The sequence below is a fragment of the Campylobacter sp. CFSAN093260 genome (genome assembly GCF_012890095.1).
Lineage (GTDB): Bacteria > Campylobacterota > Campylobacteria > Campylobacterales > Campylobacteraceae > Campylobacter_D > Campylobacter_D jejuni.
Genome location: NZ_CP040618.1, coordinates 956266 through 981182 on the forward strand (window position 1 = coordinate 956266; position 24917 = coordinate 981182).

The 24917-nt window shown below is 30.9% G+C and carries 22 protein-coding genes; 3 read left to right on the plus strand and 19 right to left on the minus strand.

Going from position 1 to position 24917, the window contains the following annotated elements:
- From FBF22_RS04920 to lepA, 19 genes are all read right to left on the minus strand, one after another.
- Positions 1 to 450 carry a hypothetical protein gene (locus tag FBF22_RS04920; RefSeq protein WP_014517258.1) on the minus strand — a complete coding sequence of 150 codons (450 nt, stop codon included), beginning with the start codon at positions 448 to 450 and terminating at the stop codon, positions 1 to 3.
- A gap of 15 nt (positions 451 to 465) precedes the next feature.
- Positions 466 to 3711: a cytochrome c biogenesis protein CcsA gene (gene ccsA, locus FBF22_RS04925; protein WP_004307666.1), complete on the minus strand. Its 3246-nt coding sequence runs from the start codon at positions 3709 to 3711 to the stop codon at positions 466 to 468.
- A gap of 17 nt (positions 3712 to 3728) precedes the next feature.
- Positions 3729 to 4424, minus strand: a complete 696-nt coding sequence (locus FBF22_RS04930; RefSeq protein ID WP_002852965.1) for an ABC transporter ATP-binding protein — start codon at positions 4422 to 4424, stop codon at positions 3729 to 3731.
- Positions 4411 to 5181: an ABC transporter ATP-binding protein gene (locus FBF22_RS04935; protein ID WP_002853599.1), complete on the minus strand. Its 771-nt coding sequence runs from the start codon at positions 5179 to 5181 to the stop codon at positions 4411 to 4413. Before FBF22_RS04935 ends, FBF22_RS04930 begins: the two co-directional genes overlap by 14 nt.
- The gene (locus FBF22_RS04940) at positions 5178 to 6230 is read right to left on the minus strand and encodes a branched-chain amino acid ABC transporter permease (protein ID WP_032599740.1); all 1053 of its coding nucleotides are present in this window, start codon (positions 6228 to 6230) and stop codon (positions 5178 to 5180) included. Before FBF22_RS04940 ends, FBF22_RS04935 begins: the two co-directional genes overlap by 4 nt.
- Positions 6230 to 7126, minus strand: coding sequence for a branched-chain amino acid ABC transporter permease (locus FBF22_RS04945; protein WP_002852952.1), 897 nt, complete (start codon positions 7124 to 7126; stop codon positions 6230 to 6232). The genes FBF22_RS04940 and FBF22_RS04945 overlap by 1 nt, the downstream gene beginning before the upstream one ends.
- 18 nt (positions 7127 to 7144) lie before the next feature.
- Positions 7145 to 8254, minus strand: a complete 1110-nt coding sequence (locus FBF22_RS04950; protein ID WP_002888256.1) for an ABC transporter substrate-binding protein — start codon at positions 8252 to 8254, stop codon at positions 7145 to 7147.
- A 21-nt stretch (positions 8255 to 8275) separates the two neighbouring features.
- Positions 8276 to 9391: an ABC transporter substrate-binding protein gene (locus FBF22_RS04955; protein WP_004307660.1), complete on the minus strand. Its 1116-nt coding sequence runs from the start codon at positions 9389 to 9391 to the stop codon at positions 8276 to 8278.
- A 30-nt stretch (positions 9392 to 9421) separates the two neighbouring features.
- Positions 9422 to 9856, minus strand: coding sequence for a c-type cytochrome (locus tag FBF22_RS04960; protein ID WP_002853050.1), 435 nt, complete (start codon positions 9854 to 9856; stop codon positions 9422 to 9424).
- Between the two features lie 8 nt (positions 9857 to 9864).
- Positions 9865 to 10056, minus strand: coding sequence for a mini-MOMP protein (locus FBF22_RS04965; protein ID WP_002853004.1), 192 nt, complete (start codon positions 10054 to 10056; stop codon positions 9865 to 9867).
- A 52-nt stretch (positions 10057 to 10108) separates the two neighbouring features.
- Positions 10109 to 10615 carry a YqhA family protein gene (locus tag FBF22_RS04970; protein WP_002852919.1) on the minus strand — a complete coding sequence of 169 codons (507 nt, stop codon included), beginning with the start codon at positions 10613 to 10615 and terminating at the stop codon, positions 10109 to 10111.
- An 8-nt stretch (positions 10616 to 10623) separates the two neighbouring features.
- A complete protein-coding gene (locus FBF22_RS04975; RefSeq protein ID WP_004307659.1) occupies positions 10624 to 11655 on the minus strand; it encodes an aspartate-semialdehyde dehydrogenase in 1032 nt (343 codons plus the stop codon).
- Positions 11655 to 12956, minus strand: a complete 1302-nt coding sequence (flgR, locus tag FBF22_RS04980; RefSeq protein WP_165433265.1) for a fla regulon two-component system response regulator — start codon at positions 12954 to 12956, stop codon at positions 11655 to 11657. The genes FBF22_RS04975 and flgR overlap by 1 nt, the downstream gene beginning before the upstream one ends.
- Before the next feature lie 56 nt (positions 12957 to 13012).
- Entirely contained in the window at positions 13013 to 13462 is a 450-nt protein-coding gene (flgQ, locus tag FBF22_RS04985) for a flagellar assembly protein FlgQ (RefSeq protein WP_002852929.1), read from the minus strand.
- The gene (flgP, locus tag FBF22_RS04990) at positions 13438 to 13953 is read right to left on the minus strand and encodes a flagellar assembly lipoprotein FlgP (RefSeq protein WP_002859181.1); all 516 of its coding nucleotides are present in this window, start codon (positions 13951 to 13953) and stop codon (positions 13438 to 13440) included. The genes flgQ and flgP overlap by 25 nt, the downstream gene beginning before the upstream one ends.
- A 68-nt stretch (positions 13954 to 14021) precedes the next feature.
- Positions 14022 to 16610: a DNA topoisomerase (ATP-hydrolyzing) subunit A gene (gene gyrA, locus FBF22_RS04995; RefSeq protein WP_002859180.1), complete on the minus strand. Its 2589-nt coding sequence runs from the start codon at positions 16608 to 16610 to the stop codon at positions 14022 to 14024.
- Between the two features lie 40 nt (positions 16611 to 16650).
- Positions 16651 to 17226 (minus strand): ComF family protein, encoded by a 576-nt coding sequence (locus tag FBF22_RS05000; protein ID WP_002859179.1) that lies wholly within the window; start codon positions 17224 to 17226, stop codon positions 16651 to 16653.
- A complete protein-coding gene (gene mapA / locus FBF22_RS05005; RefSeq protein WP_004307658.1) occupies positions 17223 to 17867 on the minus strand; it encodes an outer membrane lipoprotein MapA in 645 nt (214 codons plus the stop codon). The genes FBF22_RS05000 and mapA overlap by 4 nt, the downstream gene beginning before the upstream one ends.
- Positions 17868 to 17943: 76 nt before the next feature.
- Positions 17944 to 19740, minus strand: coding sequence for a translation elongation factor 4 (gene lepA / locus FBF22_RS05010; RefSeq protein ID WP_002837927.1), 1797 nt, complete (start codon positions 19738 to 19740; stop codon positions 17944 to 17946).
- 126 nt (positions 19741 to 19866) lie between these two features.
- Here lepA and cmeD point away from each other — a divergent pair, with 126 nt between their 5' ends.
- From cmeD to cmeF, 3 genes are read left to right on the plus strand one after another with little or no spacing between them, the layout of a single operon-like run.
- Positions 19867 to 21141: a multidrug efflux RND transporter outer membrane subunit CmeD gene (cmeD, locus tag FBF22_RS05015; protein WP_052777656.1), complete on the plus strand. Its 1275-nt coding sequence runs from the start codon at positions 19867 to 19869 to the stop codon at positions 21139 to 21141.
- A complete protein-coding gene (cmeE, locus tag FBF22_RS05020; protein WP_002797145.1) occupies positions 21138 to 21878 on the plus strand; it encodes a multidrug efflux RND transporter periplasmic adaptor subunit CmeE in 741 nt (246 codons plus the stop codon). Before cmeD ends, cmeE begins: the two co-directional genes overlap by 4 nt.
- A gap of 2 nt (positions 21879 to 21880) precedes the next feature.
- Complete coding sequence (gene cmeF, locus FBF22_RS05025; protein ID WP_004307656.1) at positions 21881 to 24898, plus strand: multidrug efflux RND transporter permease subunit CmeF; 3018 nt, start codon at positions 21881 to 21883, stop codon at positions 24896 to 24898.
- Positions 24899 to 24917: the final 19 nt, after the last annotated feature.

The following is a 24917-nucleotide window of genomic DNA, read 5'->3' on the forward strand; positions in this document are numbered from 1 at the left end:
TTATTTATCTTCTTTAATTTTTCTTTTAGCTAATCCCATATGCTCGTAAGCATCAATTTCTTTTTTGTAAGATCCAGAAATTTTCTTAAGTTCTTTATTTAAGTAACTTACTGTTTGTGCACTTGCATTAATATTTGCAGCCAAAGCAGAAACAAATTCTAGTTTCTTTTTTGCTGCTTCATCTAATTCTTTAGAAGTTTTTGAACCAAGTTTATGTGTCTGCACATAAAGTTTGGCAAGTTCTTTTAATTCAATATCCGTTAGTTTAACATCGGAAGCAGCAATTATCATTTTATCTAAGTCTGTATCAAATTTTTTAGTCTTTTCAGCTACATGCTGCTTTTGGCTAGTTTTTTGCTTTTTAATTGTTTTTTTGCCATCACTTGTAATAAGATAAGCAATCACGCCTAAAAACAATAAAAGCGCTAAAGCAGCACAAAAAATAACCAAAAAAATATGGTTCATTTAAAGTTTGCCCACAAAATTTCGCTTCCTTCTTGCAAAAAAAGCTAAAACCACCATCAATGCAAATCCCCAATAAACATAATTAGGAATTTGAGCCGCTTCGCCTGCAGCGTAAGAATGAAGTCCTGTTAAAAAGTAATTTACTCCAAAATAAGTCATAATAATAACCCAATAAGCAAACATACTCCATAAAGCAAACACAAATTGATTACAATATTTTGGAATCATTCTAAGATGCAAAATTGCTGCATAAACCAAAATGCTAACTAAAGCCCAAGTTTCCTTAGAATCCCAACTCCAATATCTCCCCCAACTTTCATTTGCCCAAATTGCTCCTAAAAAATTTCCTACAGTAAGCAAACAAAGTCCAAAAATCATTGCCATTTCATTAATTCTTGTAGCCTCTGTAATATTTCTCAAAATATTAAGATTATATTTTCCATCTTTCTTAAGAAAACACATTAAGAACAATGTAAAGATACCAAGTAAGGCACAAAGCCCTAAAAATCCATAACTAGCAGTAATAACAGATACATGAATACTAAGCCAATAAGAATTAAGCACAGGAACAAGATTTGTAATTTGCGGATTCATTTCGCTTAAATGCGCAACCATTAATACAACACCAGATAAAATAGAAGTTAATGACAAGGCTATAGGACTTTTTCTGGAGAAAAATATACCCGACAAAGACAATGCCCAAGCTATATACACCATACTTTCATAGCCATTACTCCATGGAGCATGACCTGATAAATAAGCACGAAGTCCAAGACCTACTGTATGAATTACAAAAGCTAAAACATTTAAAACATATACCACTTTAAATATAAAAGAGATTTTTAAATTCGGTACGACCATTTTAGAAAAAACAAGAATCAAGAGTAAAAAACCCGCAATTAAATATACAGGAGCGAGTTTAACGAAAATTTCAGCCTTATTAGAAAAAATTTCCATTTCAACCTTGGTTTTACTAGGCATGACTTTATATCCTATTTTTTCTTGATATTCTTTGATAAATTTCAAGCCTTCATCAGCTCTAGTCCAATTACCATCTTTAAAAGCATTTTCCACGGCACTAAAATAATTCTGTATTAAAGCCAAAACAATATGCCCTTCATCCCCCTTAAGAGTAGTTACAGCAGAAAAAGGTGCAAGCCAAACATTATTTGGATTATTTTGAACAGGAATAAATTTAAATAATTCACCACTAAAAACTAAATTTACAACATTAGCTCTTTCATCTAGTTTTATAATTTCCTTATCAAAAACTCCTCTTGCATTTGGGTTTTTACGATTTGCATTTTCAACATATTTTTGAAGTTTATATCGGTTATTCTCATCAAAGAAATCTTTATAAGAAATATATTTAGCACTAGGAATTTCTAAAATATTTGCAATAGCATCACGAACTGCTTGATTTTGTGGCATTAAAATAAAAGGTTCCATTTGCCATTTATCTACATCAACGAGCATGGAAAGCATAACAGCGTTAGAATTTTGACCCTTATAGCTATCACTTTGATGAATTTTTTCTAAAATTTCTCTTGATAGCGTATCAAAAGGTACCATTCTTCCATCTGCTGATTTTTGAACTATTAAAGTAGCAAGAGCTTTAGCATGATTAGTATTTACCATAGGTAAGGTCGAATTTAAATCTTGAGCAAAAGTCTTTTCAGAACCAAAAGATAACAATAAAATAAAAATAATCACACTTGTATGTTTTAAAGTGTCTTTATTAATCAATCTTGCCAAAGTTCTAAATCTAGAATGTGGATTTAAAAAATTCATAAACATTCCAAGACAAAGCAAAAAATAACCTATATAAGTTGGTATTTTGCCTGGATCTTTATTTACAGATAAAACAGTCCCTTTTTCATCTTGATCATAAGAACTTTGATAAAATCTATAGCCATCATAATCTAAAACATTATTCATAAAAATTCTATAATCAAAATTTTCATTATTATTTTTTACGGTAATTTCACTTGCATAAGAAGCTGGAGACATAGAACCTGGATAACGATCTAATACAAAATCTCTTAAATAAATATCAAAAGGCAATTGTTCATAAGAAAGTGCCCAAGAAATAAAGAATTTTTGACCTGCAAGTTCTATCATAATAGGTTTATTATATTCAAAAATATAAAATTCTTTATTTTCATTTTTATAGCTTAATTCTAATTTCAAAGCATTAGAGCCAGTTAATTCTAAGTTTTTATTCTCATTGCTTAAGGCAAAATCTTTAAAATGCAATAATAAAGAATTTTTCCAATTTTGAGGCTCGCCAAAAGTAGAAATCAACATAGTTCTACCCACTTCTAACCAAGCAGATTTAAACCATAACCAAAAACTTTCATCTTGAGGTCTATTGGAACCTTCTAAAGCTTCTTGCGCGTGCAAAGAAGCAGCTTTAACTACAAAGCTGATATCATTAATTTCATAGAGTCTTCTTTCCTTAGCATTTGCCTTTTCTCCAATTTTAAGGTCTAAATTTTGTCCATCTAGCATACTTAGAAAATGTAAGTTTTCACTTGAACTTAAAGTTAAATTTTCATCAATTTTTACAAAAGGTGCTTTAACATTATCATTCATAAAAGCAAAGTTAACCCCTTCTATATTCTTAACTTCACCTTTTTCAAATTTAACATCAACACCTTGAGATCCTTTTTGAGAAAGCATCAAAACCAATAAAGGATCAGAATTATTATTTTCTTTATAAGTATAATGAGCATTTAAGATTAAATCTTTATATTTTAATACAGCTTGATCATCACCTAAATTAAGTTTTAGTTTAAAAGAATTAGCAAAAGGCAAATTTCCTATATAACGATCATTAACCGCACTATAGCGTTCTCCATCTTTTATAGCAGAAATACGCAAAGAAGTCTTAGAACTTTCTATAAGTGAATTTTGAGTATGCTCTCTAATAGGTAAAATACCTTCAAAACCAGCATATCTTGTCATTGCAGAACCCACTAAAATAAATAAAAAAGAAATATGAAAAATCATTAAAGGTAATTTTTTAAGCCCAAACATTTTATAACGAAACATCCCGCATAGTAAATTAATACCAAGTAAAAGTTGTATATATTCAAACCAAAAAGTATCATAAACCATTGCCCAAGCCGTAGGAGTTCCATAAGCACTTTCAATAAAAGTTGCCAAAGCACAAAAAAGCGCAAAAAGCAAAAACAATACAACCGAAACTCTTAAATCCCCTATGCTTTTTATTATATTTTTCATTCTTTTTCCTTTAAATTTTAAAGCCCTAAATATTTCTTTCTAATCTCATCATCACCTATTAAATTTTTAGCCTCGTTTTCCATTACAATGCGACCATTTTCCAAAACATAAGCATAATCACTTATTTTTAATGCAGAATAAGCATTTTGCTCTACCAAAAGAATAGTTATACCCTCTTCTTTTAAACGCACAATAATATCAAAAACTTCACCCACAATCTTTGGAGCAAGTCCCAAAGAAGGCTCATCCAACATCAAAAGTTTTGGTTCACTCATTAAAGCCCTTGAAATCGCAAGCATTTGCGCTTCCCCTCCACTCAATGTTCCAGCTAAAGCATGCTTTTTACTTGCAAGTCTTGGAAAAAGTTTATACATTTGCTCTCTTAAATGCTCATAATTTTCAGCATTATTAAAAGCACCTATTTTTAAATTTTCCTCTACGCTTAAATTAATAAAAACACGCCTTCCTTCAGGAACTAAAGCTATACCTTTTTGAACTAAAGTATGAGTTAAATGCCTTTTAGTATCATAACCTAAGAAATTAACCTCACCAGTTCTTTTAACTGAGTTTAAAAGCGCATTTAAAGTTGAAGTTTTACCTGCTCCATTTGAACCTATAAGAGAAACAATATGACCTGTTTCCACTTTAAAATCAATCCCTTTAACAGCTTCAATTAATCCATAATAAACATGTAAATCTTTAACTATTAGCATCAAAATCCCCTAAATACGCAGCAATTACTTCTTTATGATTTACAGCATCGCAAAGTTTACCTTCAAAAATTGTTTTTCCATAATCAAGTACCAATACGCGATCACACAATTTATTTACAAATTTCATATCATGTTCTATAAGCAAAACGCTAATTTTATAATCTTTTCGTAATTTAAAAATGAGCTCAGCAAGTTCATCACTCTCAGAGCTATTCATCCCAGCGGCTGGCTCATCAAGCAATAATAATCTTGGTTGAGTAGCCATTGCTCTTGCAATCTCAACTTTTCTTTGTTGTCCATAACTCAAACTAGTAGCCTTTTCATAGGCAAATTCTGCAATACCAAGTTCTTCTAATATTGCATAAGCCTTCTCTTTAAATACTTGTTCTATTTTTCCAAAACGCCCTAAATGCAAAAAGGCTTCAAAAATATTATATTTCATTTGTTTATTAAAACCAATAAGAACATTTTCAAGCACATTCATGCTTGAAAAAAGCCTAATATTTTGAAATGTTCTAGCTATTCCTAAATGCACAATCTTATGAGGTTTTAAGTGATCAATTCTTTCTCCTAGAAATTCAACCGAACCTGAACTAGGTTTATAGTTACCTGTTATAATATTAAAAAGAGTTGTTTTGCCAGCCCCATTAGGTCCAATTAAAGCAAAAATTTCACCCTCATTGATTTTAAAAGAAGTTTCATTAATAGCCTTAACACTACCAAAACTTTTTGAAATTTGTTTTAATTCCAAAATCATTTTTTGCTCCTTTTAAAACGCTTTTTAATCCCTCTAATCACATCACTCAACTCATAATAACCCATTATGCCTTTTCTTGCAAAAAGCATTACTAAAATCAGAACAATAGAAAAAACAACCATTCTAAGCCCTGGCGTTGATTGGATATCAAGATTTAAAGAATCTATTTTTATATTTAACTCATCTAAAAATCTAAGCCACTCACTTCCACCAATAACCAATATCGCACCTATAATAGCACCTGTAGTAGAACCAAGTCCACCTAAAACAATAATAATCAAAAGCTGAAAAGTAAGTAAAAAATCAAATTGAGTTGGAGATACAGTAGTCAACAGACAAGCTAAAAGTCCGCCACCTGCACCTTCTAAAAATGCTGAAGTGCTAAAAGCTAAAGTTTTTATCCAAAAAGTATTTATTCCCATAGCGCTTGCAGCATCTTCATCATCTCTTATAGCCTTCATTGCACGACCATATTTAGAATAAACTATATTTAAAATTAAAATAACCGCTACAATAGCAATACCACCTGTCCAATAGATCGTGGAAAATTGTGGAATATCTACCAGCCCTCTTGAGCCATTAGTAATAGAAGGAAAATTAATAGCAGCTATTTTAATAATTATTCCAAAGCCTAAAGTTACAATAGCCAAATAATCCCCTCTCACGCGAAATACAGCAAAAGCCAAAATCAGGGCAAGTAAAGATGAACAAATTCCAGCCACAATTAAAGCTAGAATAAAGGAATTTGAATGGATAGCTAAAATAAAAGAACTAGGACCATCTAAAAAAAACTGATCATTTTTTGCATCAGCACTTAAAAGAACTAAAGTAGCCGCATAAGCTCCAATCGCAACAAATCCATTGGGTTCTAGTGAAAATTGTCCAGTTACACCATTAATAAGATTGTAACTCACAGCCAAAATAATAAAAATAGCAATTTGATTAACAATGTTTAATCCATAATCCCCAAAAATATAAGGAGAAATGAAAATAAAAATAATTGAAGCAATTAAAAAGATTAAATGTGAAACCTTAATTCTAACCATCATTAAAACCTACTCTTTTCAAAATTTATACCTAAAATTCCCGTAGGCCTAAATAACAATATAAACACCAAAAAAATAAAAGCAAATGCATCTTTAAAGCCTGATAAATCTGGAAAAAAAGCCACAACAACAACTTCAGTAAATCCTATAATAAGTCCACCCAAAACTGCACCTACTACAGAACCTATACCTCCTAAAACTGCAGCAGCAAAAGCTTTTAAACCTATTAAAGTTCCCATAGTAGGTTCAACAGAGTAATAATTTGCAGCCCAAAAAACACCCCCAACTGCTGCCAAAGCTGAACCTAGGGCAAAAACTATAGCAATAATACGATTTGCATCTATACCCATTAAATTTACTGTTTGTATATCAAATGCCAAAGCACGAATAGCTATACCATATTTGCTTTTATACAAAATCCATAACACTGCTATTAAAATAACAAATGTAAGAGCAGGAACCATTAAAGAACCATAAGTTGTTATCACTCCACCAAAATTAACACTTTCCTCAAAATAACTTGGTGGTGTAAAAGTTCTAGGTGTTGAAGTAAAAAGCATATTAAAAAGATTTTGCAAGAAAAAACTAATACCGATTGCTGTAATCAACAATGAAATTCTAGGAGCCTGTCTTAAAGGTTTATAAGCGATTCTATCTGTAGCTATTCCAACACAAGCAGCAAAAATCATTGCTAAAGACAAAGCTCCTAGAAAAGGAACATTTAGATTAGTCATGCAAAAAAGAGCCGCATAAGCACCAACCATCATAATATCGCCGTGAGCAAAATTAATAAGTCTTAACACGCCATAAACCATAGTATAGCCAACAGCAATAAGGGCATACATACTGCCCAAACTAAGTCCATTAACAAGTTGTTGTAAAAATAAAGTAGAATCCATAATCTTTCTATTTTTCCTTTAAGGATTGATAATATCTTTATAATTTTGCTTCTGATTTTTAATTTCTTTAACCACTACAGAACGAGTTGCATTTCCTGTTTGATCAATACTGATAACACCAGAAACACCTTGATAATTTTTAGTTTGGTGAATTTTTTCATTGACACACTTACTAGTAAGATTTTCAACGCAAGCATTCATAGCATTTAGCATTACAAAATACGCATCAGCACCCATAGCCGAAAAATTTGGAACTTCTTTTGTTCCTTTAGCTTTTTCATAAACACTGATAAATTCTTTGCTTAATTTTGTAGTTGGATTATTAGCATCAAAACTATCTGTGAAAATATACCCCTCGCTTGCATCTCCAGCTAAACTAATAAAAGTTTGATCAGCAACTCCATCTGCAGAACCCATAGGAATATTTAAACCTGCGAGTTTTGATTGTCTTGCAAATAAAGAAGCTTCGCTATAATAAAGCGGTAAAAAAATAAATTCTGGATTTAAACTTTTAACTTGAGCTACAATAGCTCTAAAATCTTTATCACCTGAATTAACTCTTAAAATTCTAAGAATTTGACCACCATTAGACTTGTACTGTTTTTCAAAAGCTTTTGCTAAACCTAAGGAATAGTCAGTGCTTTGATCTACTACAATAACAGCACTTTTGTAATTAAGTTTTGAAAAAACATATTTTGCTAAAGATGAACCTTGAAAACTGTCCATAAAACATACTCGAGAAGAATATATTTTTTTATCAAGCAATCTATCACCAGTTGCAGCAGGAGCGATCAATGGAATTTTATTATCTTCTGCTACGCGCATAACTTGCAATGTATTAGCAGTAACCATTTCCCCTATAAGGCCTATAACTTTATCTTGAGAAACTAAACGATTTGCTCCACTCGAAGATTCTAATTTATCACCTTTAGTATCAATAATAGTAAGAGAAACCTTATCTCCATTACTTAAAGCTGATTGCATTGAATTTGCAAGTTTAATCCCTTCTAGTGCGCTTTGTCCATATGCTGCAGTAGCTCCGCTAAGCGGTAAAACAACTCCTATTTTGACTTCCGCAGCACTTAAACTTAAACTTAGAATACTTGCTAAAATTAAACTTTTTTTCATTCTCTACCTTTATTTTAGTAATTATGGATTTATAATTGTTTTATAATTTTGTTTTTGATTTTGAATTTCTTTAATCACAACAGAACGAATGGCATTACCGCTTTCATCTATGCTAATCACACCACCAATAGCTTGAAAATCTTTAGTTTGATGAATTTTGCTATTAATACATTCGCTGCTAAGATTACCAACGCAAGCATTCATAGCATTTAACATTACAAAATACGCATCAGCCCCCATAGCCGAAAATGCTGGAAGTTCTTTTGTTCCTTTAACTTTCTCATAAGCTGCAACAAAATCTTTTCCTAATTGTGTAGATGGATTGTTATAATCAAAACTATCAGTGAAAATTACTCCATTAACAGCACTTCCGCCAAGATCTATAAAAGTTTGATTGTTAACACCATCTCCTGCTGCTAAAAGTTTATCAAAACCAATTTGTCTTGCTTGTCTCGCAATTAAAGCAGCTTCAGGATGATAAATAGGCATATAAACAAAATCAGGATTTAAACTCTTAAGTTGAGAAACCACAGCTCTAAAATCTTTATCTCCTGAATTAATAACAAGTTTTTTTATAATTTTCCCACCATTATTCTTAAAAGAATTTTCAAAAGCTCTTGCCAAACCTAAAGAATAAACATTGCTTTGATCTATGATGATAACAGCATTTTTAAGTCCTAAATCCTTAGATACATAAGTAGCAAATTTATCTCCTTGAAAACTATCTTTAAAACAAACTCTACTTGCATATTTCTTTTTATCTAGCAATTTATCTCCAGATGCCACTGGAGCTATTAGGGGAATTTTTTTCTCTTCTGCTATAGAAATAGCTTGAATGGTATTTGGAGTTGTAGCTTCACCAATAATCCCAAGGACTTTATCTGTTGCTATTAAACGATTAACTCCATTTGAAGTTTCAAGCTTATCTCCTTTTGTATCTATTGTGATAAGTTTAATAACATCTCCATTTGAAAGTTTTGGCTGTAGCTTATTAGCCAGTTCAATTCCGTTAAAAACATCTTGCCCATAAGCTGCCACAGTTCCAGTTAAAGGTAAAACTACTCCTATATTAATATCCTTAGCATATAAGCAATTTACCATAGTTAAAACACTTAAAGTTAAAGTTAGTTTTTTCATAGTATTCCTTTTAATTATAGTTTTTACATTTTATTTTAGAAATATATTATGTTTTGTTTTTTGCGCAGGTTCTTCTTCAAGAAGATCTTTTACTTGCAAATCAAGCGCAAAATTTCCACCTTTAATATAAGCAATAATATTATCTATATCCTCGTGGCTTAAATTTCTAGCATAAAAAGCCATTTGAGAAGCTGTTGTAGAACTGCTACTATCAAGAGTATAACCTATCAAAGCTCCTTTAATATCCTCAGGAGACATATCTTTTAAAATTCTAGATCCTATAACACTCTTTTCAGCATTATCTCCATGGCAAGTATTGCATTTATTTTGAAAATACAAAGCCTTCGCTTTTTCCATATCATATTGCTTATTTGCATCAAAGGTATAAGTAAAAAATGATTTCAAGTTAATACCAAAAAGCGCAACAACAAATATTGAACTAATAAACAACCAGCGTGCAATCATGATTTTCCTTATTTTATTGTAATTTCTGTTTGTGTTTTATTTTGATATCTATGTGTTTTTTTGTTGTATTTTTTTTCTTTTTTAATATCATAGCGATAACGAACAGTCCCTGAAACTTCTATATCTTTAAAGACTTCATCTAACGGAGCTGCAAAAACAAAATGATTTAAAATCATACCAATTAAAAATATTTTTTTCATTTTTATTCTTTAAACACAAAAAAACGATTATATCAAAAAAAGATAATCCTTGTTAATGACCACCTTTGTGTAAAAAATAAAGTCCTACACAAAGAGCTAAAATCGATCCAGCAAGAAAAGCCATATCCACAGGAGTAGCAAATTTCATCTGTAAAACCCTTTGAAAGAAATTTACCACTAAGACCATAATGATAACTTTTGCAAGCTTGTCTTTTAATTGATCTAAGCTATGCACCTCTAAAACCTTGCTTTGTTTTGTTTGTTTAAATTCTTCTATTTCGCTGATAAAAAGCTCATAAACTCCAAAAGAAAAAATAAACAAAACTAAAGCCATAAGATAAAGATCAACAGCTCCTATAATTAAAGCCACCACATCCTCATGCAAATCCACATTAGAACCTGCATCAAAAAAATAATTATAAGTATAAAATATAACTTTTAAAACATCATAACTTGCAATAAAAAACAATACAAAAGCTCCAATTAAACCAAAAATTACGGGTAAAATTGTAACAATACGACTTCTAACAAGTAAAGATTCAAATATTTTCTCTAACATTTTTTTCCTTATTTATTTTTTAATTCTAACCATTTTTGCGCAATACGCACAGCATTTGTTGCAGCACCTACACGAATTTGATCCGCCACACACCAAAGATGGAGTATTTTTTTATCATACACATCAGCACGAATTCTTCCTACATAAGTTTCATTAGTATCGCTAGTCATTAAGGGCATAGGGTATTTTTTATTTTTAGGATCATCTATGACAATAACACTTGGTGCTTTTTCTAAAATTTCTTTAGCTTTTTTTACATCTATTTCTTTTTCAAAATGCATAGTAATGGCTTCGCTATGACTTCTTAAAACAGGCACTCTTACACAAGTTGCCGAAACTTCTAAATTTTTATGTAAAATTTTTTGAGTTTCATTGACCATTTTAAGTTCTTCTTTAGTGTAATCATTATCCATAAAAACATCAATTTGTGGAATAAGATTAAGTGCCAAAGTATAAGGAAAAGTTTGAGGTTCAAATTCATCAAGTTTAAAAGCAAAAAAACTTTGCATGGCTTCAACCAATTCTTGCATTCCTTCTTTTCCTGCTCCACTTGCAGCCTGATAGGTACTTACATCAACACGCTTTAAATTAAATGCATCATTTAAAGGTTTTAAAACTTGCACCATTTGTATAGTAGAACAATTTGGATTAGCAATAATCCCTGTTTTTTTCCAATCTTTAATATCCTCAGGATTGCATTCAGGAACCACCAAAGGAACATCTTTTTCCATTCTAAAATGACTTGTATTATCAATTACAATAGCACCTGATTCTACTGCAAATTTAGCATATTTTTCACTCACACTTCCACCTGCGCTAAAAAAAGCAATATCAATAGGATTTTCTTTAAATACATTTTCGGTAAGTTCTTTGACTTTATAAGCTTTGCCTTTAAATTCTACTTCACTACCTACACTTTTTGCACTTGCTAAAGGTAAAATACTTTCCACTGGGAAATCAAGTTCATCTAAAACATTTAAAAGCTCTTCCCCAACCGCACCAGTAGCACCCACAATGGCTATTTCTTGTTTTTTTGACATTACTTATCCTTTATTTGATATTTTTTAATTTTTTCATTTAAAATTTTTATATCCATACCTAAAATTTGAGAAGCTTGATCCTTTTCATAATCTACACTTAAAAGAACTTCACAAATCAATTCTTTTTCTAAATTCTTTACATCTTTTTTTATACTTCTAGCTTCTAAGAACAAATCTTCACTTGAAATTTCATCATTTTCACTTAAAATACAAGCTCTTTGTACAACGGATATTAATTCTCTAATATTACCAGGAAAATCATATTCAAGTAAAGCATTTTTAGCTTCTTGACTGAGCTGTTTTTCCTTAAAATCATATTCTTTACAAGTATCTTCTAAAACCTTTTGAGCTATACCTAAAATTTCTTCTTTACGCTCTCTTAAAGGCGGGATATTAATAGGAACAGTGTTTAAACGATAATATAAATCTGAACGAAATTCGCCATTTTTTATTTTTTCATCCAAATTTGCATTAGTTGCACTGATAATTCTTACATCTATTTTGATGCTTTTTGTACTTCCAAGTCGCGTAATTTCTTTTTCTTGCAAAGCTCTTAAAAGTTTGGCTTGAATTTCATAAGGCATTTCGCCAATTTCATCTAAAAATAAAGTGCCCTCATTAGCCATTTCAAAAAGCCCTATTTTAGTTGCATTAGCATCAGTAAAAGCACCTTTTTCAAAACCAAAAAGCTCACTTTCAATCAAATTTGCAGGAATGGCTGCCATATTAATAGCAACAAAAGGCTTATTAGAGCGTTTAGAATGAGTGTGAATATAACGAGAAAATACCTCTTTTCCTACTCCACTCTCTCCAAAAAACATTACAGAGGCATCAGTTTTAGCCGCTTTTTGACTTAAATTTAATGTTTTTTCTAAATTAGGAGAAGTTGAAAAAAAATCTTTATTTTCTTCTTTTTTTTCATTTTTTTTGCTTTTTTTATCGGCTGTTTTTTCTCTTATGATTTTAGCACGCTTAATAGCCTCGACTAAAGTATCAACATCAAAAGGCTTGGTTAAAAAATCTTTTACTCCCAAACGAACCGCTTCTATAGCACGGCTTAAAGTAGCATTTCCTGTCATAATAATAAAATCATATTTATTTTCACAGGCTTTAACAAATTCTATGCCATCAATTCCTGGCATATTAATATCTGTAATAATCAAATCTGTATTCTCATCTATTTTTTTTAAAGCTTCAGTAGCAGATTTATAAGATTTAATATTAAATTCTTCATACTCTGCTAATGCAATTTCTAAGGATTTGCGCATATTAATATCATCTTCTACTATGACTAAATTCATCCTAAGCCTTTTAAAAAATTTCTACTATAGTATCCAATTTGCGCTTAATTTTGAATTTACTTTTTTTTAAGATAATAAATTATCGCATTTTGTTCCCCAAATTCCACGGTAAAACGCAAGGGTAAAATTTTAACATAAGTTTCACTTTGAGCACGTAATAAGTCAGTATTAACAATATCCTTAACACTGATTCTAGCCCCTATAAAGCAATCGCTTAACTCATCTTTATGAGAATTTAAAAAATTAAATTTAATTGTTTTTGGCATATTATCATCAATCAATCCTAAAGAAGTTCGAGGTAAAACTTTTAAATCTTGATCACTATAAGAAATTTCACATACCCATTGTTCTTCAACATTTTCGCTTTGCGTCATTGCTAAGGATAAATTTTGATTTTGATGAAAGAGAATGAAATTTTTACTAGAAAGCTCTGCCCAAAAAATAAATTCATCTTGGGCAAAAAGCTTAAAGCTAAGAAAGATTAATAAGCAAACAATTCTTTCCACTTGTCTGCATCGATTTTAAGTTCTAAGTTTACCCTATAAAGCCCTTGATTAAAATTCTGATCAATAATACTTGCATTTTTTATCAAACCATTTACTTGCGCAGTAATAGTTGAACTTCTAAGCATTGCATCTTTTACGGTGTCTTTACCATTCACTTTCACACCATAAAGCTTACTTGCAAGCTGTCTGTAAGCATCTGTAATCGCTGCTCTTTTTGCTAAAGCTAGGGCTTGAGCAGTAGAAACTGTATTCATCGGAGCAATCCCTTCACCAACTGCTGTAAAACTAAGTTCCGTTTCGCTAGCATCTGGAGCCAACATTTTTTCTTCTCTGATAATATCACGCACATCATCTTTATCGACTTTTTGCACGATAACATCTTGAGATGGGGCAGTGCTATTTGCACTTGAATTTTTAGTTGCACTGTTTGCACTTGATACACAACCAGCGAAAATTCCTGCTATTGCTAGCATAAAATAAATTTTTTTCATTTTTACACCTTCAAAATATTGTAATTAGTAAAAAATAAAAAGCAATAAGCGTTCCAACTTTAAACTTATTACAAATCTAAACCAAAGTTTTCATCGCTTAACTCATCCTCATCATTTTCCTCTTTAGGACACTTAGCGATGCTAACCACCTCGTCATTTTCCACATTAACTACAATGACACCACTCGTATTACGCCCTGCTTTTCTAATGCTTTGCATATCAACACGTATCATCTTGCCTGAACTTGTAAGAGCCATCAAATCCATAGTTTCATCTACTATAACTACGCTAATAAGATCTTTGGTTTTTTCTGTAAGTTTCATACAAATTACACCCTTACCACCTCTGCTTTGCAATCTATATTCTCCAGCATTTGTGCGTTTTCCTATACCTTTTGCACTTATGCTTAAAATTTCTTGCTCATCATTTTCTATAACAACTGCACCTACTAATTCGTCATTTTTCTCTTTAAACTTAATAGCCGTCACCCCACGACTTACACGGCCGATTTCACGCACTTTAGCAAGTGGGAATTTGATACACATACCTTTTTTGGTTACTGCAAAGAGCATTTTACCTTGTGTGCTTACACTTTCTTCATTTTCAAGATTTTCATCATCTAAATTTTCAATTTCTTGATTTTCTAAATTTTCTTCACCACCAGTGGCAAAAATTTCATCTTCATCTCTTTGAACAATAATAGCAGTTACCAACTCATCATTTTCATCCAAGTTGATCGCTCTAACTCCTACACTTCTGATATTTTGATATTCACTCAAATTTGTACGCTTTACAATACCATTTTTAGTAAAGAAACATAAAGATTTACTCTCATCAAAATCCGTGGTTGGAATAATAGCCATGATTTTTTCTTCAGCTTGTAAATTAATAAGATTTACCACTGCTTTTCCTTTAGCCGTTCTTGAGCCTTCAGGAATTTTATAAACTTTAAGCCAATAAAGCTGTCCACGATCTGTTACAAACATAAGTGTATCATGTGTATTTGCCGTAAAGAAACTTTCTATAAAATCATCATCATAAGTCGTAACGGCTAATTTTCCTTTTCCGCCTCGTTTTTGCTTTTCATATTGTTTACTAGGCACACGCTTAATATAACCACGATGCGTAATAGTTACAACCATATTTTCATTAGGAATCAAATCTTCAATATCAATATCATCATAATCATCTTCAATTTGAGTAATACGTGGCACATCAAATTTACTTCTAATTTCTTTTAATTCATCGCGAATTAAATTTTCAAGCAAGGTTTCACTTTTTAAAATTTCTTCAAGTCTTGCAATTTCTTTCATTAATTCTGCAAGTTCATTTTCGATTTTTTCTCTTTCAAGTCCTGTTAAACGACCAAGTTTCATATCTAAAATAGCATTGGCTTGAAGCTCACTAAGACCAAATTTAGCTACCAAAGAATCTCTTGCGGTATTATTATCAGAACTATTTTTAATTAAAGCAATCACTTCATCTATATTATCAAGTGCAATTTTAAGACCTTCTAAAATATGAGCTCTTGCTCTTGCCTTTTGAAGTTCAAAAATCGTTCTTCTAATAATAACTGTTTTTCTATGGGTTAAGAAAAGATTTAAAAGTTCTAACAAAGAGAAAATTTTAGGTTCTTTATTGTGAATTGCCAACATAATCACACCAAAAGTACTTTCCATAGTAGTAGATTTAAATAGATTGTTTAAAACAATTTCACTCATAGCCTCACGTTTAAGCTCTATAACAACGCGGATTCCTTCTTTATTGCTCTCATCTCTTACTTCAGATATTCCTTCAATTTGCTTTTCTTTAACAAGCTCTGCAATCTGTTCTATAAGCCTAGCTTTATTGGTTTGATAAGGAAGCTCATCTATAACAATAACATCTTTATTTGTCTTTTTTTCAATATGAGTTTTAGCGCGCACTTTCACGCGACCACGCCCTGTGCGATAAGCTTCTATAATACCTTTTTTACCATAAATTATTCCACCTGTTGGAAAATCTGGACCTTTGATAAACTGCATAATCTCTTCTAAGCTTGCATCTTTACTATCAAGCAAATATAAAAGTCCATCTATCAACTCATTTAAACTATGAGGTGGGATGTTTGTCGCCATACCTACAGCTATACCACTTGAACCATTTAATAATAAATTTGGAACCCTAGAAGGTAAGACATCAGGTTCACTTTCTGAACCATCATAATTTGGAACAAAATCGACCGTATCTTTATCTATATCTTTTAAAAGCTCATGAGAAAGTTTACTCATTTTTGCTTCAGTATAACGCATCGCAGCAGCGCTATCACCATCTATAGATCCAAAGTTGCCTTGTCCTGTAATACTTGGATATCTCATAGAAAAATCTTGAGCCATTCTAACCAAAGCATCATAAACTGCTATATCTCCATGTGGATGATAACGACCTATAACAGCACCCACTATACGGGCTGATTTGACAAAATCTGTTCTACTTTTTGCCTCATCATTTTGCATAGCATATAAAATTCTTCTATGAACAGGCTTTAAACCATCTCTTGCGTCAGGCAAAGCACGACCTATAATAACACTCATAGAATAGTCTAAGTAACTACCTTTTATAGAATTTTCTATATCTACAAGTTCAATATCAGAATCTTTGCTAAAAATATTCTCCATAAAAATCCTTCTATTAGTTCAAAGTTTTGATTATAGCATATTAAACTTTTGCATCAGCTAAAACAAGAGCAAAAAGTACAGAAATTTTATTTTCTTCTAAAACTTTTTTAGCTTCCAAAAGGCTAGAACCAGTCGTTACAATATCATCTACTAAAATTACAGGTTCGTGAATGGTTTTTAAGAGTTTGTAATTTCTTTTATGTTTTTGACGAAATTCTAAACTTTTTCCAGAATATTTAATATGATTTTGTGCTTTTAAAACATTAAAAACAGGTTTTACAAATTTTGTTTTAAGATATCTAGCTAAAATAGCAGAATGCGAATAAAGCATATCTTCAACCTTATCATCTAAAGCTATAACATTAATTATCATTCTAGGATCAAAAAAATCTTTAAATTTTGCAAAACTTAATTTAGCAAGCATTTTATAAACAAAATAACCATAAAAATAATGTTTAGAGTGAAGCAAGTGTTGTATTTCATGGTATTTATAAAAAGAATAGACTTTGAAATTATTATCAAGCTTTCTTACATTTAAGGAAAATTCAGAAAGCTCTAGCTCGCATAATTCACAAAAGCAAAGCAGAGCAAAAGCTCCGCAATTTATACACCTCAAAGTTCAGAGATTAAACTAGCTGCTTTATTTGCCATTTGTTTTATTAACAAATGAGTATAAAAAGTTGTTTCTTTTAAATCATCAAAACCTTGTACATCTTGCTTGGTACGGATTGTAAATTTCTTATTTTTATTTATATCACTAACTTGTAAAACTCCTACTAGTTTTGAATGTAATCCTATAGCATCTTGAGTTGCTCCATAAGATATAAATTCTAAATCAATCTTACTCACATAAGGTGAATTTTGATCGTTATTGTCAAGCACAACTATTCCTCTAGCTTCAAGTTCTTGTTTTAAATAAATATAAAATACCGCATTAAAATTCACATCAACAAATAACTTTTTCCCTTTAGCATTTAAAACCTTTTGCCCTTCTTTTAAATCATAAAATCTATGTAAATAAACCTTTTTCAAAGCAATACCAGTGTCTAAAGTGCGTTTATTGGCACAACATTGAATTCCAACATCGCTAATGTATAAAAGCCCTTTAATCTTTGCTTCAAAACCACCAGGACTTTCACAAGAACTGCATTGAGAATTTTTAGAAATTTGATTAACTTGAGCAAAAGTATCTTGTTTAGTTGCACAAGCACTCAAAAATAAAATAGGCACTATAAAAATCAAAAATTTTTTAAACATTTTTTCTCCTTAGAAAATTATTTTAAAATTGTATTAAAAATACAAGCAAATTTCAAGCCAAGTTTTAAATTTATCATCAATCTATCTTTAAAACACTCAAAAAAGCCTCTTGAGGTAAATTTACCTTACCTATAGCTTTCATTCTTTTTTTACCTTCTTTTTGCTTTTCTAAAAGCTTTCTTTTTCTAGTAATATCCCCACCATAACATTTTGCTGTCACATTTTTACCCATGGATTTAACAGTTTCTCTTGCGATGATTTTATTTCCAATACTTGCTTGAATGGCCACTTCAAAAAGCTGTCTAGGAACTATTTCTTTCATAGCACTAACAAGTTCTCTTCCTTTACTTTGCGCTTTTTCATTAGGCACGATAATGCTTAGCGCATCAACATTTTCACCCGCTACCTTAATATCAAGTTTTACCAAATCCCCTACTCTAAATTCTATAGGCTCATAATCAAAACTCGCATAACCTTTTGTTAAGGACTTTAATTTATCATAAAAATCCATCACAATCTCATTTAAAGGCACATCATATTCTAGCAAAACACGCTCAGGTGTGATATAGTCCATTTTAACCTGTACTCCTCTTTTGCGATTTAAAAGAGTGATTAAATTCCCTAAAAATTCACTTGGAGTAATGATAGTAGCTTTAACATAAGGCTCTTTTATATGATCGATTTTATTAACAGGAGGAAGCTCGCTAGGATTTTGAATTTTAATAAGCTCTCCATCGGTTTGATAAATTTCATAAGTCACAGTTGGAGCTGTAGCAATCAAATCAAGATTAAATTCTCTCTCAAGCCTTTCTTTGATAACTTCCATATGTAAAAGCCCTAAAAATCCTACCCTAAAACCAAAGCCTAAGGCCAAAGAAGTTTCAGGCTCATAAGTAATAGAACTATCATTAAGCTTTAATTTATCCAAAGCATCTCTTAAATCTTCAAATTTATCCGTTTCTATAGGATAAAGTCCCGCAAATACAAAAGCTTTAGCCTTTTCAAAACCACCTATGGCTTCTTTAGCTTTGTTTTTTACCAAAGTGATGGTATCACCTACTTGTACATCACCTACGGTTTTAAGCCCTAAAACCACCACACCTACTTCGCCTGATTGTAAAGATTGAGTTTTAATTGGACTTAAAGGGTGGGGATAAAAAAGATCTTGAACTATATGTTTTTTATCCGTACTCATGACTAAAACTTCATCGTTTTTAGCAATACTTCCTTCATAAATCCTAACCAAAGCCAAAGCACCCAAATAATTATCAAACCAAGAATCATAAATTAAAGCCTTAGTAGGAGCTTCATCATCTGTTTTTGGTGCAGGGATTTTAGTAATAATTGTTTCTATAAGCTCTTTTATACCCACTCCTGTTTTTGCACTCACACAAATTGCATCTTTGCAATCTATACCTATAATATGCTCGATTTCATGCTTTACTTTCTCAACATCAGCATTAGGTAAATCGATTTTATTAATCACAGGAATGATTTCAAGATTATTTTCAAGCGCTATATAAACATTAGCTATAGTCTGTGCTTCAACACCTTGAGAAGCATCTACTACAAGCAAAGCTCCTTCACAACTTGCCAAAGAACGACTCACTTCATAAGAAAAATCCACATGGCCAGGAGTATCAATAAGATTTAAAACAAAATTTTCATTATTAAATTTATAATTTAAACGCACTGATTGTGCTTTTATGGTGATACCACGCTCTTTTTCTATATCCATAGTATCCATAACTTGTGAACTCATCTGCCTATCGCTAATAGCACCACACTCACTAATAATCCTATCTGCAAGAGTAGATTTTCCATGATCTATATGAGCTATAATAGAAAAATTTCTAATATTTTTTACCGACAAAATTTCATCCTAAATATAAAATTTTAAAGCTAGGATTTTAACAAAATTTATGTTTAAAACAAATAAATTTTATTTTATATAAAAAACTTCAATTGAAATTTATATAAAACATATTAAAATATCAAAATGTTTGAAAAATATTTAAAATCAGCTATATTTTTAGCTCTTTATCCCTTAGCAATGTTAGCTTCTAATTTGCACGAATTTATAGCACTAAGTCAAAATAATGAATCCTATCTCATTAAGCAAATGCAAAGCGAACAAGCAAATTTAGACAAAGAACAAGCTTTTAGAAATTACCTACCCTCTCTTAGTCTAAACTCAGCTTATGTAGCCAACAATAAAGATCGCTTCATTATCGATCCACAAGAAAGTTTATTTGCTAAAGTTTCTCTTAATTTTTTGCTTTTTGATGGGGGTGCTAGAGAGGCTAATTTAAGAGCTTTAGAAAGCAGAGAAAAATTAAGCCTTTTAGACAAAGAACAAAATAAAAATTACCTTGCCCTAAATGCAATCACACTTTATTTTAACACCTTAAGTCTTGAAAAAATTTTACTAGCCAATCAACAAAAAGTATCTTTTTTAAAATCAACTTTTGAAAGATTGCAAAAATTTTACGACGCAGGACTTAGCCCTAAAGATGAACTTGAAAGCATTAAGGCTAAATACCATTTAAGCTTATTAGAGCTCAGTCAAAATGAATTAAAACTTGCCAATATACAAAAAGAAATTAAAATTTTAAGCGATACAGATTTTAAAGTGCAAGGGAATGCTTTTTTAGAAAATCCGCAACAAGAAAAAAGTCAAAACTATGAAGTAATGATAGCTAAAGAACAAATCAATCTTGCTAAAGAAAGTGTAAATTTAGCAAAAGCTGAATATTTTCCAAAATTTTATATTCAAGATAATTTTAACTTTTATAAAAACAATTATAATCCAAAAGTTCCAGCTCCTTTTGCAAATTTAACGGATCAATTCTTAGAAAAATATTCTCAAGGTAATCAATTTATTTTAGGTATGGAATGGAAAATTTTTGATTTCAATGCAAGGGCTAAAGAAGTTGAAAAAGAGCGTTTAAATGTTCAAATAGCCAATGCAAATGCAAGATTTAGCGAGAGAAAAAATAAAGAAGAATTAAATTATTTAGACAAAAGTTTAAAAGTTTTACAAGAACAAATTTTAGCTCTTAATCTTAGCTTAAATGCTGCAAATTTAGCTTTTGAAAGTGTAGATAAAAAATACCAAGCAGGACTTGTTTCTTATGTAGAATATCTTCAAGCTTTAGAGGTTAAATTTAAAGCACAAAGCGATTTAGAGCTTGCTAAAAATGAATTTGAAATTACTAAAGCAAATTATTATTTTAATGCGGGTATAGATCTTAATTCAAAGGTTAAAGAATGAAAAAAATTCTATTTTTACTTCTTGTTTTTAATTGCGCCTTTGGCGAAGAAATTTACGCAAGTTTCAATGTAGAAGCATCAAAACAAAGCAAACTTGCCCTTGAAAGCATAGGTTTGGTTCAAAAAATTCCTGTAGAAATTGGACAAAAAGTCAGCAAAGGAGAACTTTTACTTGCTCTTGATCAAGAAAGTGAAAAAATAGCTCTTCAAAATGCTCAAAATTCTTATCAACTTGCCCTTGTAGAATACGAAAATACCAAAAGTAGGATGCAAAAAATCAAAGCTGTAGAAAATGTTATAGACAAACAAAGCTATGAAGATATGAAAGCTAAGTTTGATGCTGCTAATTTAAATTTAAACAAAGCAAAAATCAATATAGCTTATTATAAAAATATCATGGCAAAAAAAGAATTACGCGCACCTTATGATGCTATTATCGCAAACAAATTTATACAAGTGGGCGAAGGAGTAGGAGGAGTAGCTCAACCTTTAATAGAAATTTTTTCCTATCCACAAAGCAAACTGATTTTAAGTTTTGATGAAAAATATAAAGATAAAGTTAGATTAGGCGATGATTTCTTTTATAAAATCGATCAAAATGGTACAGAATTGAAAGGAAAAATCAGCCTTATTTATCCAAGTATAGAAGTAAAAACAAGAAAAATTTATGCTGAAGTGCAAACCACAAATCTAACACCAGGGCTTTTTGGTGAAGGTAGAATCATCACTAAAGATTAAAAATGTTTAAACTAGCTATAAACCGACCTATTACCGTGCTAATGTTTTTCTTAGCTCTTATGATTTTTGGGCTAATCTCTGCTTTTAGCATGAGTGTAAATTTATTTCCTAATGTTTCCATACCTCTTATAAAAATCACAAGCAAGATAAATGGGGATTTAAATTTCGTAGAATCAAAAGTCACTAAAGAAATAGAAAATGCTTTAAGTGAAATCGATGGAGTAAAGACCATAACCTCAGCTGCATATGATAATTTTAGTGTAAGTGTAGTCGAGTTTAAACTGGGTAAAAATCTTGAAGTAGCTGCCAATGATGTGCGTGATAAAATAGGAACTTTAAGCCTACCTTCTAAGCCTGAAATTGAAAAAATCAGTTCAGATTCTGGTTCTGCTATTTCACTTTTTCTATATTCTAAAGATAAATTACAACTCATGCGTGAAATCAATGACAAAATAAAACCTTTTTTGCAAAGAGTTGAAGGAGTAGGTAAAATCGAAGCTAAGGGGTTTTTAGAACCCCAAATTCGCATAGAATTAAAACCAAACGAACTTAGAAAATACAATCTTAACGCCCTTGATGTAGCAAATATCATCAAAAGTCAAAATTTTAAACAAGCCCTAGGCGAACTTAACAACAATCAAGATAACTATATCATCAAAGGCTATTTTGAAGCCACAAATTTAGAAGAACTTAGCAATCTTCGCATAAAAACAGGAGTATTTTTAAGTGATATTGCTAATATTTCAAGCCTTTATGAAGATGAAAAACAAAGTGCTTTATACGAAGGTAAAGAAGGGGTGCTTTTAGAACTCGGAAAAATCACAAATTATAACACCCTTGAAATGATTAAAAATGTCAAAAATGCCTTGCCTATTTTAGAAAAACAAATTCCAAAAGATATAAGCATTAATATGCTTTATGATAAAAGCTTAAATATCCACAAGCACCTTTCTCAAGTGATTTTTGATATGGTTTTGGGGATTTTTCTAACCCTTGTTATCGTGTTTTTATTTTTAAGAAATTTAAGTGCAACTCTCATTGCTTGCATAGCTATACCTACTTCTATCATTTCAACTTTTTTTATTATCGATCTTTTAGGCTATGATTTAAACCGCTTAACTTTTATAGCTTTAACCTTAAGCATAGGAATTTTTATCGATGATGCTATAGTAGTGATTGAAAATACTGCTAAAAAACTAAAAACTTATCCGCCTTTACAAGCTGCTTTTTTAGGTATCAATGAAATAGGTTTTAGCATTTTAAGCATAAGTATAGTTTTACTTTGTGTTTTTATCCCTATTTCTTATATGAACTCTATATCAGGGCTTTTTTTCAATGCCTTAGGCATAAGCGTTGCAAGTGGGATAGTTATAAGCTTTTTGGTTTCTGTATTTTTAATACCTAGTATTGGGGCAAGATTTTTAAATCCAAAAGAAAACAAGTTTTATGAAAAAACAGAAGCTTTTTTTGAAAAAATAGAGCAAAAGTATGAAAATTTACTCTATAAAATTTTACAAAATAAAGTAAAATTTATCCTAGCCACTCTTGTTTTTATAGGGCTTTCTTTTGCTTTAGCCACTCGCATAGGGCTTGATTTTTTACCTATGGAAGATGATAGTGAAATTCAAGTTTTGCTTGAAAGCAAAAAGGATTTAAGTTTAGAAGCCATGAAAGAAAAAAGTTTAAATTTGCTTGAAAAAATCAAAAATGATAGCAATGTCAAATACGCTTTTTTACTTGTAGGCTATGATGATGCCAAAGATGCTACAAAGGCTAAAATTTATGTTAAACTTAAAAATTTAGACGAAAGAAATTTAAGACAAAGTGCCATAGTAAGTTTATATCGTCAAAAATTTCAAGATGAAAGTTTAAAAATCAAAATTTTAGAACTTCCAAAGATAGAGGGTGCAGGCATTGATGATCCCGTGCAATTTTTAATCTTAGGAGATGATTTAAACACTCTAAAAGAAGCTGCTTCTCAGGCAAAAGAAATTTTAGGCACTAATGCGCGCATTGTAGATATAAGCGATAATGCTAATGCTACAAAAGATGAAGTAGCCTTACACATCAACAAAGAAAAAGCCAAACTTTTAGATGTCAATCCTCAATATATCGCTGGGGTTTTAGGGTATTCTTTCTCGCAACTTAGCGTAGGAAGCATGGATAGAGGCAATTCAAAAGATGATATTATCCTAAGTTTTGCTCCAGAATTTAAAAAAAACATAGAAGCTTTAAAGCGCATTAGCATTAAAAACAACCAAGGTATAAATTTAGAACTTTCAAGCGTGGTGGATTTTATATACAGTAAAGATTTAAAAACTATCAATCGTTACAATAAAAACCGCTCTGTGAAAATCACAGCTGGAGTGAATGATCTTTCCTTAGGAGCGGTGCAAAAACTTTTACTAGATAATATGGATAAAATTTTAAATAACAATCCAAGTCTTAGCTATGCTTTTTCAGGCTTTATCAATCTTTTAGGTGAAACCGTGCAAGGTTTTGCTATGGCAGTAGCACTTGCTTTTGTTTTAATTTATCTTGTTTTAGCCGCACTTTATGAAAGTTTTATTCTGCCTTTAATCATCATGATAACCATGCCTTTAGCCTTTGGCGGAGCTTCTATAGGGCTTTTTATCACAGGGCATAATTTTTCACTTTTTGTACTTATTGCCATCATCTTACTTTTTGGTATGGTGGGGAAAAATGCTATTTTACTCGTAGATGTAGCTAATAAAAAATGCCATGAAGGTTTAGATCCCGATAAAGCTCTTTTAATCGCTGGAAAATCACGCTTAAGGGCTATATTGATGACAACTTTTGCTATGATTTTTGCTATGCTCCCACTTGCTCTTTCAAGGGGTGCGGGCTATGAAGCTAATTCTCCTATGGCAATAGCCATTATCTTTGGACTTATAAGTTCGACTTTGCTTACCTTACTCGTAGTACCTGCACTTTTTAAATTTTGTTTTAAACTAGATAGCAAATTAAGAAAAATTTATGAGAGAGAAAAATTAAATTAACCAAAATGATTAATTTAAT

Excerpts from the sequence above, each read along its gene's own strand:
- ccsA (WP_004307666.1), bottom strand. The coding sequence starts at position 3,711 with ATGAAAAATATAATAAAAAGCATAGGGGATTTAAGAGTTTCGGTTGTA.
- FBF22_RS04930 (WP_002852965.1), bottom strand. The coding sequence starts at position 4,424 with ATGCTAATAGTTAAAGATTTACATGTTTATTATGGATTAATTGAAGCT.
- FBF22_RS04935 (WP_002853599.1), bottom strand. The coding sequence starts at position 5,181 with ATGATTTTGGAATTAAAACAAATTTCAAAAAGTTTTGGTAGTGTTAAG.
- FBF22_RS04940 (WP_032599740.1), bottom strand. The coding sequence starts at position 6,230 with ATGATGGTTAGAATTAAGGTTTCACATTTAATCTTTTTAATTGCTTCA.
- FBF22_RS04945 (WP_002852952.1), bottom strand. The coding sequence starts at position 7,126 with ATGGATTCTACTTTATTTTTACAACAACTTGTTAATGGACTTAGTTTG.
- FBF22_RS04950 (WP_002888256.1), bottom strand. The coding sequence starts at position 8,254 with ATGAAAAAAAGTTTAATTTTAGCAAGTATTCTAAGTTTAAGTTTAAGT.
- FBF22_RS04955 (WP_004307660.1), bottom strand. The coding sequence starts at position 9,391 with ATGAAAAAACTAACTTTAACTTTAAGTGTTTTAACTATGGTAAATTGC.
- FBF22_RS04960 (WP_002853050.1), bottom strand. The coding sequence starts at position 9,856 with ATGATTGCACGCTGGTTGTTTATTAGTTCAATATTTGTTGTTGCGCTT.
- FBF22_RS04965 (WP_002853004.1), bottom strand. The coding sequence starts at position 10,056 with ATGAAAAAAATATTTTTAATTGGTATGATTTTAAATCATTTTGTTTTT.
- FBF22_RS04970 (WP_002852919.1), bottom strand. The coding sequence starts at position 10,615 with ATGTTAGAGAAAATATTTGAATCTTTACTTGTTAGAAGTCGTATTGTT.
- FBF22_RS04975 (WP_004307659.1), bottom strand. The coding sequence starts at position 11,655 with ATGTCAAAAAAACAAGAAATAGCCATTGTGGGTGCTACTGGTGCGGTT.
- flgR (WP_165433265.1), bottom strand. The coding sequence starts at position 12,956 with ATGAATTTAGTCATAGTAGAAGATGATATTAATATGCGCAAATCCTTA.
- flgP (WP_002859181.1), bottom strand. The coding sequence starts at position 13,953 with ATGAAAAAAATTTATTTTATGCTAGCAATAGCAGGAATTTTCGCTGGT.
- gyrA (WP_002859180.1), bottom strand. The coding sequence starts at position 16,610 with ATGGAGAATATTTTTAGCAAAGATTCTGATATTGAACTTGTAGATATA.
- mapA (WP_004307658.1), bottom strand. The coding sequence starts at position 17,867 with ATGTTTAAAAAATTTTTGATTTTTATAGTGCCTATTTTATTTTTGAGT.
- cmeD (WP_052777656.1), top strand. The coding sequence starts at position 19,867 with ATGTTTGAAAAATATTTAAAATCAGCTATATTTTTAGCTCTTTATCCC.
- cmeE (WP_002797145.1), top strand. The coding sequence starts at position 21,138 with ATGAAAAAAATTCTATTTTTACTTCTTGTTTTTAATTGCGCCTTTGGC.
- cmeF (WP_004307656.1), top strand. The coding sequence starts at position 21,881 with ATGTTTAAACTAGCTATAAACCGACCTATTACCGTGCTAATGTTTTTC.